The organism is Methylobacterium sp. FF17, from assembly GCF_025813715.1.
Taxonomy (GTDB): domain Bacteria; phylum Pseudomonadota; class Alphaproteobacteria; order Rhizobiales; family Beijerinckiaceae; genus Methylobacterium; species Methylobacterium flocculans.
Genome location: NZ_CP107532.1, coordinates 696,013 through 707,842, shown reverse-complemented (window position 1 = coordinate 707,842; position 11,830 = coordinate 696,013). Strand labels below are relative to the sequence as shown.

Below are 11,830 nucleotides of genomic sequence, written 5' to 3'. Positions count from 1 at the left end.
GTCTCAAGAACCCCGGTTCGCGCAGCAATTCGCAGACCACGCCGTCGATGCGCCGCCCGGGGTCCACTTGTCAGGAGTCACACGATGCTGCGCGCCCGCCTCACCACCGAGATGAAGGAGGCCATGAAGGCCGGCGACAAGGCGAAGCTCGCCACCGTCCGGATGATTCAGGCCGCCCTCAAGGATAAGGACATCGAGGCGCGGGGCCTCGGCAAGGAGCCTGCCTCCGAAGAGGACATCCTCGCGCTCCTCCAGAAGATGATCAAGCAGCGCAACGAATCGGCCGCGGTCTACGACCAGGGCGGCCGTCCCGAACTCGCCGAGAACGAGCGCAACGAGGTCGCGATCATCGCCGGCTTCCTGCCGCAGCAGATGGACGAGGCCGAAACCCGCGCGGCGATCGACAAGGCCGTGGCCGAAACCGGTGCCGCCGGGCCGAAGGACATGGGCAAGGTCATCGCCGCCCTGAAGGGCGCCTATGCGGGCCGCATGGACTTCGCCAAGGCGAGCGGGTTCGTGAAGGACGCCCTGAACGCCAAGGCTTAAGCCGGTCGGATTCGCCTCGGCCCGGTATCCCCGAAATCTTCGTGGTTCGGCATGCCCGATCCCGAAGATAGCCTGCACCATCTGCGGAATTCCCTAAAGATATCCCACGGGTCGTGAGAGATCTTTGCCCCGTTGATCTCGACCGCGATGATAGCGGTTCGGGATCGACGTCTTGCGAGGCGGGGGTCCATGGGGCCTGCGGAGCTTGAAGACGATCCAGAAATGACGCGAAGTCGAAGCGTCTACTGTGTTCGGATTCACCTGAATCTATTCGCCCGCTCTGCTCTTAAATCAAGCATATCTGCCTGCGAACTTGGCATTAATGGGGATTCTTAACGTCATTTTATACCAACTGAAGCATGCTCGGTCTCAGCTGTCCTGACACCGTGGTCTTCACCCATGAAATTCGGTATTCGATCCCGCCTTTACGGTGGTTTTTCAGTCCTTGTCCTCCTCTCCGCTGCGCTGGGCGGGTTTTCGACCTTCCAGCTTGTCCAGCTGGACCAGAAAGCCGCGATCAAGGATCGGGTCGAGCGCAGTGCTCGAAATCTCTATACCTTCAACGGAATCACCGAACGTTTCATCGCGCAGAGCAGCGAGTACCGTACGAATCCGCGCCCCGAAACCACGTCGGGCATGCAGTCCAGCCTGACCGAGATGCGGACGCTGGCGAGCGACCTGCAGGCGAATGCCGTGAGTGAAGAGCGGCGGGCACTCTACGCCCAGCTCGCCACGCAGACGGACGCGCTGGCGACGCAGGTCTCGCCCCTGATCGAACTCGGGGCGCGGATCCGGGACAACAAGGCCGGCGTCTACACGCGGGGCGATGAGTTGACCCGGGCGGCGGCCGCCCTCACGGCGCAGCTTCGCACGGGCGGCGCCAGCTCCGTCGCCGCGCCCGCCGCGGAAGTCGAGCGGACCGTCCTCCTGTTCCGCGTCATGAACTGGCGCTTCCTCGCGACCCGGGATCCGAAGGGCCGGGCCTTGTCCGCCACCGCCTATGCGAACGCCAAGGCCGCCGTCGCCGAGCTCGAAGCCGCGTCCCTCACGCCGGCGCAGCAGCAAGGTCTGAAGGCCGTCGATGACGCGCTCCGGAACCTCGACGAGAGCTTCCGGGGGGCATCCGGTGCGATGGTCGAGAGCGAGGAGCTGTTCGAGCAGAACCTCAAGATCAAGGCCGCCGCCATCCACGAGGCGGGGCTGGTCGCGCGCGGCAAGCTCCAGGCGGCGGTGGAAGAGATCACCGCGAAGGACCGGGCGACCATGGCGCTCGCCCGCAATGTCCAGTTGGGGCTCCTGGTCCTGATCCTGGTCATCGGCGCGGCTTCGGCCTTCCTGATCGCGCGCAGCCTCATCCGGCAGATCGCCGGCATGACGCGGGCCATGAGCCGCCTCGCGGCGGGTGAGACCGCCCTGGCGGTCCCGTCCCAGGATGCCGGGGACGAGATGGGTGAGATGGCCAAGGCCGTGGAGGTGTTCCGGCAGAACGCCATCACCCGTGAGGGGCTGGAGGCCGACCGGGTGGCCCAGCAGAGCGCCCGGCAGCGCCGCGCCGACCGCGTCGACGAACTCGTGAAAGGCTTCCAGCAGCAGGTGGCCGGCTCCCTGCAGGTCGTCACGTCGGCGGCCTCGGACCTCGACGCCACGGCCCGCACCATGAGCGCGCTCGCCGGCGACACGAACGGCCAGGCCGTCGCATCGAGTGCCGCCGCCGAGGAGACCTCCGCCAATGTCCAGACCGTCGCGGCGGCGGCGGAGGAGATGGTGTCCTCGCTGCAGGAGATCGAGCGTCAGGTGATCCACTCCCGCGAGGTCGCCGCCCACGCCGCCAGCGAGGCGGATGCGACGAACACCGCCATGGTGGATCTCGGTGCCGCCGCCAATCAGATCGGTGCCGCCGTCACCACGATCGCGGCGATCGCCGGCCAGACCAACCTGCTGGCGCTCAACGCGACCATCGAGGCGGCCCGCGCCGGTGAAGCGGGGCGGGGCTTTGCCGTCGTCGCGGCGGAGGTGAAGGAACTTGCCGCCCAGACCGGGCGCGCCACCGAGGAGATCGGCGGCCAGATCGTGGCGATCCAGGCCGGCACCGAGCGGGCGAGCGCCACCATCCGTCAGATCGGGCAGACGATCGCCACGATGAACGAGATCAGCACCATGATCGCCGAGACGGTGCTGCAGCAGACCGCGGCCACGAGCGAGATCTCGCGCAACGCCAGCGAGGCGGCCAAGGGCACCCAGGACGTGTCCGCGAACGTCGCCCGCGTTCTGAGTTCGGCCGACCACACCGGAGACGCCGCCGCGCATGTCCTGACGGCGGCAGCGGAACTGGCGACGCAGTCGATGAGCGTCCGGCGCGACATCGACACCTTCCTGGACGAGATCCGGGCGGCCTGAACGGAGCGCCGGCCGGGTCCGACCTGACCGGCGCCGCCGGCCTCGCGTGAGAGCCGCAGGGACTCTTTAAGAACCATGCGCTAAGCTGGGCGGCCGCAGAGGTCACATGCGCTATCCGCCCCACATCCTCGAAGAGATCCGTGCGCGCCTGCCCGCCTCCGACATCGTGGGGCGGCGCGTCCGGCTGAAGAAGGCGGGGCGCGAGTGGCGCGGCCTGTCGCCGTTCAATGCCGAGAAGTCGCCCTCCTTCTACGTGAACGACCAGAAGCAGTTCTACCACTGCTTCTCCTCCGGCAAGCACGGCGACGTCTTCACGTTCCTGATGGAGACCGAGGGCCTGAGCTTTCCCGAGGCGGTCGAGCGCCTGGCGTCGGAGGCGGGCGTCTCCCTGCCGGCCCCCAGCGCCGATGCCCGGGAGCAGGAGACGAAGCGCGCCGGCGCCATCGAGGTGATGGAGATGGCCGCTCGCTTCTTCGAGGAGCAGCTGCAGGGCCGCGCCGGCACGGAGGCCCGCGCCTACCTGGATCGCCGTCAGCTCGGGACCGAGACGCGGGCGCGCTTCCGTCTCGGCTACGCGCCGGCTGAGCGCTACGCCCTGCGCGATCACCTCGCCGGCAAGGACGTGGACCGGAACCTGATGCTCGAGCTCGGCCTTCTTGTTTCGGGCGAGGACATCAAGGTTCCGTACGACAAGTTTCGCGACCGGGTGATGTTTCCGATCACCGATTCGCGCGGTCGCGTCATCGCCTTCGGCGGCCGGGCGATGCAGAAGGATGCCCGGGCGAAGTACATGAACTCGCCGGACACGCCGCTCTTCCACAAGGGGCAGATCCTCTACAACCTGCACCAGGCCCGTAAACCGGCCCATGACCGGGGCGTGATCATCGCGGTCGAGGGCTATGTCGACGTCATCGCCATGACCCTGGCGGGTCATCCCAACGCGGTGGCGGGCCTCGGCACGGCCCTCACCGAGGAGCAGATCGGCCTCCTGTGGCTTAATGCCGATGAGCCGATCCTGTGCTTCGACGGCGACGGGGCCGGACAGCGCGCGGCCTTCAAGGCCCTCGACGTGGCGCTTCCCGGCCTGACCCCTGGCAAGTCCCTGCGCTTTGCCATGCTGCCCGAGGGGCAGGACCCCGACGACCTCCTGCGCTCCGAGGGCAGGGCCGCGATCGACCGGGTGCTCGACGCGGCGCGCCCGCTCGTGGATGTGCTGTGGTCGCGAGCCACCGATGGGGCGCCCCTCGACACGCCCGAGCGCCGTGCCGGCCTCGCCAAGTCCCTGCGCGAGACCGTCTCCTCGATCCGCGACGAGACGGTGCGGGGCTTCTACCGCGACGAGATCGAAGGCCGGCTGCGAACGCTGTCCCCCCAGGCAAATCACGCCCGGCGCGGACCGTGGGAGCCGCGCGGCGGGGGGGCACGCCCTGCCTTCCAGCGGACGCCGCGCCCCGGTGACCCGCCGCCGTCGCCGCGAATCACCACCAAGTTCAATCCGCTCTTCGCGGGTGAGACCAGCGCCTCCGGGCCGGTGGCGTTCCGGGATCGCGAGGCCATGATCGTGTCGAGCCTCCTCGTCCACCCCGAACTTCTCGGCATCGAGGCCGAGGATCTCGCCGAGCTCGAGTTGGGCGACGCCGATGCGCAGGCCCTGCGCTCGCTGCTCCTCGACTGTCACGCCGATGCGGAGCAGCCCGGCGTCGCGGTTCTGGAGAGCCGCCTGGCTCGTGCCGGACTCGTGGAAGCGGCGGCACGACTTGCCTCTCATGTCCGTCCTGGCGACCGCTGGACCCTTGACGCGCATGCCGATCCTGTGCGTCTCGAAGACGCATTGCGTCAGGCCGTGATCTTGCACCGCAAATCCGGAGCGCTAAATAGCGAACTTCGCTTGGCCGAACGGGCCCTGGTCGAGGACGAGACGGAGGCGAACTTCGCTTGGCTGTGCGACGTGAAGGCCCGTATGGCGGTCATCGCCGGAGCGGAGGCGGACGATGAGATGCCGGGCGCAGACGAGGCGTCGGGCCCTTAGCGGCCGTCGTGAGCGAATTCGGCCGCCCCTGGCGGCGCATGGTTAACAATCGGTCAAGCGTCTCGCTTGCATACCGGGTTCTGACATCGACGCGGCTGTCACCACGACAATCCGCACATCATATGCATTGCGGCGTCGACGACGCGGATCGAGCGAGACGATCCCGCACGACGCTGCCACGACAACCATAGGCGGACCATGGCGACGAAGGCAACGGAACGGGACGAGACGGATGCTGCGCCGGAGCAACAGACCGACGGGCCGCTCCTCGATCTGACGGATGCCTCCGTCAAGCGGATGGTGAAGCTCGCCAAGAAGCGCGGCTACATCACCTATGAGGAGATCAACGAGGTCCTGCCCGACGGTCAGTCCGACCCCGACCAGATCGAGGACGTGCTCGCCCAGCTCTCCGAGATGGGCATCAACGTCGTCGAGGCGGAGGAGACCGAGGAGACGGCGGAGGCCAAGGCCAACGGCGAGGGCGACGACGAGGACGGGTCCGAGGGCGGCGAGGTCGCCGAGATCGCGCCGGCCAAGCCCCTGGCGGTGCGGGAGACCACCGCCAAGGAGCCGACCGACCGCACGGACGACCCCGTGCGCATGTACCTGCGCGAGATGGGCTCGGTGGAGCTCCTGTCCCGCGAGGGCGAGATCGCCATCGCCAAGCGCATCGAGGCCGGTCGCGAGGCGATGATCGCCGGTCTCTGCGAGAGCCCGCTGACCTTCCAGGCCATCATCATCTGGCGCGACGAACTCGTCGACGGCCGGGTGCTCCTGCGTGAGATCATCGACCTCGAGGCCACCTACGCCGGCCCCGACGCCAAGAACGCGATGCAGATCGCGGACGGCGCCGAGGAGGGCGAGGACGCCGAGGGGGATGCGCCGACGCCGGCCGAGGGCGACGACGAGGACGACATGGAGAACAACGTCTCCCTGGCGGCCATGGAGACGGAGATCAAGCCGCGCGTCCTCGAGACGTTCGACAACATCGCCAACAACTACCGCAAGCTGCGCAAGCTGCAGATCGAGCATGCCGAGCTGAAGGCGTCGGGCGGCACCCGCACCGACGCGCAGGAGCGCAAGCAGGACGAGCTGAAGGACGCCGTCGTCACCGATGTGAAGTCGCTCTCGCTCAATGCGAACCGCATCGAGGCTCTGGTCGAGCAGCTCTACGACATCAACAAGCGCCTCATTTCCCATGAGGGGCGGCTGATGCGCTATGCCGAGAGCCACGGCGTGGCCCGCGACGAGTTCCTGCGCCACTACCAGGGCTGGGAGCTCGACCCGAACTGGATGGAGCGCGTCGGCAGCCTCGGCGGTCGCGGCTGGAAGAACCTCGTCGAGAAGGGCTCGAACGAGGTGGCGCGCCTGCGCGAGCAGATCCTGACGCTGGCCTCCGAGACCGGCCTCGAGATCGGCGAGTACCGCAAGATCGTCAACATGGTCCAGAAGGGCGAGCGCGAAGCCCGTCAGGCCAAGAAGGAGATGATCGAAGCGAACCTGCGTCTCGTGATCTCGATCGCCAAGAAGTACACCAACCGCGGCCTGCAGTTCCTGGACCTGATCCAGGAGGGCAATATCGGCCTGATGAAGGCTGTCGATAAGTTCGAGTACCGCCGCGGCTACAAGTTCTCGACCTACGCGACCTGGTGGATCCGGCAGGCGATCACCCGCTCGATCGCCGATCAGGCCCGCACCATCCGCATCCCGGTGCACATGATCGAGACGATCAACAAAATCGTCCGGACCTCGCGCCAGATGCTGCACGAGATCGGCCGCGAGCCGACCCCGGAGGAACTGGCCGAGAAGCTGGCCATGCCGCTGGAGAAGGTGCGCAAGGTTCTCAAGATCGCCAAGGAGCCGATCTCCCTCGAGACGCCCATCGGCGACGAGGAGGACAGCCACCTCGGAGACTTCATCGAGGACAAGAACGTCGTTCTGCCCATCGACGCGGCGATCCAGTCGAACCTCCGCGAGACCACGACGCGCGTGCTTGCCTCGCTCACGCCGCGCGAAGAACGGGTGCTGCGCATGCGCTTCGGCATCGGCATGAACACCGATCACACCCTCGAAGAGGTCGGCCAGCAGTTCTCGGTGACCCGCGAGCGCATCCGTCAGATCGAGGCGAAGGCGCTGCGCAAGCTCAAGCACCCGAGCCGCTCGCGCAAGCTGCGCAGCTTCCTCGACAACTGATTGCGTCACGCGCCGATAGCGTGATCCCGGGCGGGGCATCGCAAGGTGTCCCGCCCGTCTGGTCCAAGGATCCGGCTCGTACAGAAACCGGGCTCGTCCATTTTCATCAGGGATCGGCGGCAGGCGGGCCTCTCCTCCTGTTGCCGTCTCCCGATACCGAACCCACCTTGGCCATATGCTCGATCGAGGCCCGCCCCAGCCCGCACCGACCGCCGAAGCCGACGGGTCCGAGGCGAACGACGTGCCGTTCGGCGCGCTCCAGCAATGTGTCGCCCTGCGCGACTGGCTGTTGAGCGAGGGCGCACGGATGCCCAAGGCCGAGGACCTGCTCTCGGGCCTCGCCGAGCGGCTCATCGACCTCGGCGTGCCGGTGGACCGGGCGACCACGGCCATCGATGCCCTGCATTCCGAGTATTCCGGCGTCGGTCGGTTCTGGACCCGCGAGACCGGCTCCACGGTGCGCCTGTTCCCGCACGGGGAAGCCTCCGACAAGGCCTACCGCGAGAGTCCGTTCTTCCGGGTCCACGAGACCGGCGAATGGATGATCCTCGATCTGGCGGAGACGGCGGACGATGCCTACGCGGTGATCCCGGACCTGAAGGCGGAGGGTTACCGGCAATACATCGTGGCGCCCCTGTTCTTCACCAACGGCACCCGCAACGGGATCTCGTTCGCGACCCGGGCCGAAGCCGGATTTCGCGACGAGGACGTGGCGATCCTGCGCTTCGTGATGCCGACGCTCGCGGCCGTGATGGAGATGCGCAGCGTCAACAAGCAACTCGACCATGTGCTGCGGATCTATGTCGGGGACGAACCGCACAAGGCGATCCTCGGCGGCTCGATCCGGCGCGGCCACGTGCAGCGGATTCGCTCCGCGATCCTGTTCGCCGACATGCGGGACTACACCCGCATCTCCGCGGACATGACGCCCGAGGAGGCGGTGGACCTCCTCAACATCTTCTTCGATTGCCTCGTGCCGGCCATCGAGCGCGAGGGCGGCGAGGTCCTGAAGTATCTCGGCGACGGCCTCCTGGCGATCTTCCGGGAACCCGGGGACGATCTGGGCGGCGCCGCCAAGGGCGCGCTCACGGCCTCTCAGAGCGCCATGCAGTCCCTGGCCGAGGCCAATGCGCTCGGCCGGTTCGCCAATCCGGTGGCGGCCGGCATCGCGCTCCACCACGGCGAGGCGGCCTACGGTAACGTGGGCTCCGGCGCCCGTCTCGATTTTACGGTGATCGGCCGCGACGTGAACCTTGCCAGCCGCATCGCCCGCCTCAACCGGACGCTCGGCGAGCCGATCCTGATGTCGAAGCCTTTCGTGGACTTCCTGTGGGACATCCCGGAGTCCCTGGGCGAGCACGCCCTCGACGGGTTCGCGCAGCCGATGGGCGTCTACCGGCCGAATCGGCCACCCGCCGCCTGAACCGCCGACCTGGGGATTGACCGGAGCGCCGCCTCGGCCCACATCAGGAGCGTTCCAGGGAGATCCCCGGCAAGGGGCTGAGAAACCGATGGCCGTCCGTTCGCGGATGGCGGCGCGGAAATCCTTCGAACCTGACCCGGTTCATACCGGCGTAGGGATTGGACCGCGGGTTTCGCGAATGAGCCCGGCACGCTTCACCGGTTGAAGCTGCAGCTCCACCAATCTCGGCGCCGCGCGCGGAGATTGCGTTGGACGTGACCCCGAATGTTTCCCTCAACCTTCGACGGAAGCGCGGCGACGCGCTGCCCCCGGCCACGATGCCGGCGCGCAGCGACGTGGTCGTGGTCGGAGCGGGCCTGATCGGCCTGTCGGCGGCCTGGCGCCTGGCGCAGGGCGGCCGGACCGTCACCGTGCTCGAACGCGACGCCGTGGGCGCCGGCGCGAGCCTGGCCGCCACCGGCATGCTGGCCCCCGCCGCCGAGCACGAGCCCGGCTCCGACCCGCTCCTGCCCCTTGCCCTGGAGAGCCTTTCCCGCTGGCCGGCATTTCGCGATGCGCTTCAGGCCGCTTCCGGCATCGGGATCGATTACCGGGAGGAGGGCACCCTGGTCCTCGCCCTCGGCCGCGACGAGGTGGAGCGCCTGCGCTTCCGCCACGAGCTTCAGGTGCGCTCCGGCCTCGACGCGCGCTGGCTCTCCGGTCCGGAGGTGCGCGCCCGCGAGCCGGGCCTGCGCCCCGGCATCAGCGCGGGTCTCTTCTGCGCGCACGACCATCAGGTCGATCCGAGCCTCGTCATGGCGGCCCTGGTCCGGGCCTGCCTCGCAGCGGGCGTCACCCTCGTGGAGGGCTGTCCGGTCGAGGCCCTGGACTGGAGCGGCGGCCGCGTCACCGGCGTTCGCACGGATCGCGGCGCGGTGAGCGCCGATGTCGTCCTGCTGGCCTCCGGAGCCTGGAGCGGGGAGGCGGGGCTGCTGCCGGATTCCCTGGCGCTTCCGGTTCGGCCGCTGCGCGGCCAGTCGCTGGCCTTGCGCACCACCAAGCGCACCGGCACGCTCGGCCACATGGTCTGGACGGAACAGGTCCACATGGCGCCCAAGAGCGACGGGCACCTCATCGTCGGAGCCACGGTCGAGGATTGCGGCTTCCTTCCCGGCGTCACCGCGGGCGGTCTCTACGCTCTGCTCGAGGGCGCACGGCGAGTCCTTCCCGGCATCGAGGAGATGGCCGTGGAGGCCATCTGGAGCGGGTTCCGCCCAACCTCGGACGACGATGCGCCGATCATCGACGCCCTGGCGCCCGGCCTCGTCGTCGCCACGGGCCACCACCGCAACGGCTATCTGCTGGCGCCCGCGACCGCCGACGCCGTCGCCTCCCTCGTCGCCGACGGCAGCTTGCCGGCTTTCGCGGAGGGCTTTGGGCTAGCCCGATTCCGGCGTGGATCCGAGCGGAGGGCGTTCGCATGAGGCTCACCGTCAACGGAGAGGCCCGCGAAAGCGCGGCCGCCGACCTCGACGCCCTGTTCCGGGAGGAGGCCGAGGAGACCGGCATCGACGACCCGCAGGGTATCGCCATCGCGCTCAACGGCGCCGTGATCCGCCGTCGGGACTGGAACACCACACCCCTGGCGGAGGGCGACCGCATCGAGATCGTCCGCGCCATGCAGGGAGGCTGAAGGCATGACCGAAACCCCGAACGACCGGTACGCCGATCCGCTGGTGATCGCCGGCATCCCCCTGCAGTCGCGCCTCTTCATCGGCACGGCGGGCTATCCGACGCAGAGCATCCTGTTCGACGCGGTGGCGGCCTCGGGCGCCGAGGTCGTCACCGCGTCGATCCGCCGGGTCTCGCTGCAGGGCCACGGCTCGGACACCCTGCGCCGCCTGAAGGGGCATCGGTTCCTGCCGAACACCGCCGGCTGCGAGACCGCCCGCGACGCGATCATGACGGCCGAACTCGCCCGCGAGGCGCTGGACACCACCTGGATCAAGGTCGAGGTCATCGGCGACCGCGAGACCCTCTACCCGGATGTCGCGGAACTGCTGGAGGCCTGCCGACACCTCGTCGATGATGGCTTCACCGTGCTGCCCTATTGCAACGACGACCCGGTCGTCTGCCAGCGCCTGGCCGACCTCGGCTGCGCCGCCGTGATGCCGATGGGTTCGCTGATCGGCTCCGGCATGGGGGTCGCGAACCCCGCCAACCTCGAACTGATCTGCCGGCGCTCGCCGGTGCCCGTCATCGTGGATGCCGGCATCGGTACCGCCTCCGATGCGGTCATCGCGATGGAACTCGGAGCCGCCGGCTGCCTGCTCAACACGGCCGTCGCGAAGGCGGACGATCCTGTGCGGATGGCCCGCGCCATGCGCCACGCGGTCCAGGCCGGCCGCGATGCCCATTGCGCCGGCCGCATCCCTAAGCGCGGCCGGGCCGAGCCGTCGAGCCCGCAACTGGGGCTGGTGGGCTCGTGAACCGCGCACGGCCGGCACGAAGCGGGTGGATCGCGTCGGCATGAAGGCGCTGCCCGCGCGGCTGCTCGTCGTCACCGAGCGATCGGCCACCGACGACCCGGAGATTGCCGCGCGCCAACTCCTCGAAACCCTCGACCGGCTCTTGGCGGCCGGGATCCGCTGGGTCTGGTTTCGCGAGCGCGACCTCGAACCCGATGCGCGCCTTGTCCTCGGCCGCAGGGTCGCCGAGCGCGTGCGGGTGCACCGCGGCACGCTGACCGTCGGGGGCGATGCGGCCCTGGCGGCGGCCCTCGAGGCGCAGGGCGTGCACCTCCCGGGCGGCTCCACGCCGAGCGACTTCGCCCGGGCGCGGGGGCTCCTGCCGAACGGGCTCGTCGGCGTCTCGGCGCATTCCGTGCCGGAGGTCGAGGCGGCGGCTCGAGCCGGGGTCGACTACGCCACCGTGAGCCCGATCTTTCCGAGTGCGAGCAAGCCGGGCTACGGTCCAGCCCTGGGCGTGGCGGCGCTGACGCGAGCGGCCGCCTCCGGCCTGCCCGTCATCGCCCTCGGTGGCATCACCACCGAGCGAGCGCCGGGTTGCCATACGGCGGGGGCGGCGGGTGTGGCGGTCATGGGACCGCTGATGCGCGGCTCGAATCGCGTGGAGCAGGCGCGGATCTTCCTCGACATCGCGAGCGGCACGCCGGATCGTCCGTGACCCGAGCGCCGCTCCCCTGACGGGCCGGCCCCCTTCACGCTGTCCCCGGTGAAACGAGCCGCCCGCGTCGGACGCAG

The 11,830-nt window shown here is 68.9% G+C and carries 9 protein-coding genes and 1 riboswitch; all 9 genes read left to right on the top strand.

What is annotated here, in order from left to right; genetic code table 11:
- Positions 1–84: 84 nt before the first annotated feature.
- A complete protein-coding gene (locus OF380_RS03160; protein WP_264049335.1) occupies positions 85–546 on the top strand; it encodes a GatB/YqeY domain-containing protein in 462 nt (153 codons plus the stop codon).
- A gap of 399 nt (positions 547–945) precedes the next feature.
- Positions 946–2,943 carry a methyl-accepting chemotaxis protein gene (locus OF380_RS03155; RefSeq protein ID WP_264049334.1) on the top strand — a complete coding sequence of 666 codons (1,998 nt, stop codon included), beginning with the start codon at positions 946–948 and terminating at the stop codon, positions 2,941–2,943.
- Between the two features lie 106 nt (positions 2,944–3,049).
- Positions 3,050–4,972: a DNA primase gene (dnaG, locus tag OF380_RS03150; protein ID WP_264049333.1), complete on the top strand. Its 1,923-nt coding sequence runs from the start codon at positions 3,050–3,052 to the stop codon at positions 4,970–4,972.
- Between the two features lie 198 nt (positions 4,973–5,170).
- Positions 5,171–7,165: an RNA polymerase sigma factor RpoD gene (rpoD, locus tag OF380_RS03145; protein ID WP_264049332.1), complete on the top strand. Its 1,995-nt coding sequence runs from the start codon at positions 5,171–5,173 to the stop codon at positions 7,163–7,165.
- A 175-nt stretch (positions 7,166–7,340) separates the two neighbouring features.
- Positions 7,341–8,588 (top strand): adenylate/guanylate cyclase domain-containing protein, encoded by a 1,248-nt coding sequence (locus tag OF380_RS03140; RefSeq protein ID WP_264049331.1) that lies wholly within the window; start codon positions 7,341–7,343, stop codon positions 8,586–8,588.
- A gap of 47 nt (positions 8,589–8,635) precedes the next feature.
- A riboswitch (TPP riboswitch) is annotated at positions 8,636–8,764 on the top strand.
- A 141-nt stretch (positions 8,765–8,905) separates the two neighbouring features.
- Positions 8,906–10,051 carry a glycine oxidase ThiO gene (thiO, locus tag OF380_RS03135; protein WP_264051170.1) on the top strand — a complete coding sequence of 382 codons (1,146 nt, stop codon included), beginning with the start codon at positions 8,906–8,908 and terminating at the stop codon, positions 10,049–10,051.
- Positions 10,048–10,260: a sulfur carrier protein ThiS gene (thiS, locus tag OF380_RS03130; protein WP_264049329.1), complete on the top strand. Its 213-nt coding sequence runs from the start codon at positions 10,048–10,050 to the stop codon at positions 10,258–10,260. The genes thiO and thiS overlap by 4 nt, the downstream gene beginning before the upstream one ends.
- Before the next feature lie 4 nt (positions 10,261–10,264).
- Entirely contained in the window at positions 10,265–11,056 is a 792-nt protein-coding gene (thiG, locus tag OF380_RS03125; RefSeq protein WP_264049328.1) for a thiazole synthase, read from the top strand.
- 40 nt (positions 11,057–11,096) lie between these two features.
- On the top strand, positions 11,097–11,753 hold the full coding sequence (locus OF380_RS03120) for a thiamine phosphate synthase (RefSeq protein WP_264049327.1): 657 nt from the start codon (positions 11,097–11,099) through the stop codon (positions 11,751–11,753).
- Positions 11,754–11,830 lie beyond the last annotated feature (77 nt).

Excerpts from the sequence above, each read along its gene's own strand:
- OF380_RS03160 (WP_264049335.1), top strand. The coding sequence starts at position 85 with ATGCTGCGCGCCCGCCTCACCACCGAGATGAAGGAGGCCATGAAGGCC.
- rpoD (WP_264049332.1), top strand. The coding sequence starts at position 5,171 with ATGGCGACGAAGGCAACGGAACGGGACGAGACGGATGCTGCGCCGGAG.
- OF380_RS03155 (WP_264049334.1), top strand. The coding sequence starts at position 946 with ATGAAATTCGGTATTCGATCCCGCCTTTACGGTGGTTTTTCAGTCCTT.
- dnaG (WP_264049333.1), top strand. The coding sequence starts at position 3,050 with ATGCGCTATCCGCCCCACATCCTCGAAGAGATCCGTGCGCGCCTGCCC.
- thiS (WP_264049329.1), top strand. The coding sequence starts at position 10,048 with ATGAGGCTCACCGTCAACGGAGAGGCCCGCGAAAGCGCGGCCGCCGAC.
- thiO (WP_264051170.1), top strand. The coding sequence starts at position 8,906 with ATGCCGGCGCGCAGCGACGTGGTCGTGGTCGGAGCGGGCCTGATCGGC.
- thiG (WP_264049328.1), top strand. The coding sequence starts at position 10,265 with ATGACCGAAACCCCGAACGACCGGTACGCCGATCCGCTGGTGATCGCC.
- OF380_RS03140 (WP_264049331.1), top strand. The coding sequence starts at position 7,341 with ATGCTCGATCGAGGCCCGCCCCAGCCCGCACCGACCGCCGAAGCCGAC.
- OF380_RS03120 (WP_264049327.1), top strand. The coding sequence starts at position 11,097 with ATGAAGGCGCTGCCCGCGCGGCTGCTCGTCGTCACCGAGCGATCGGCC.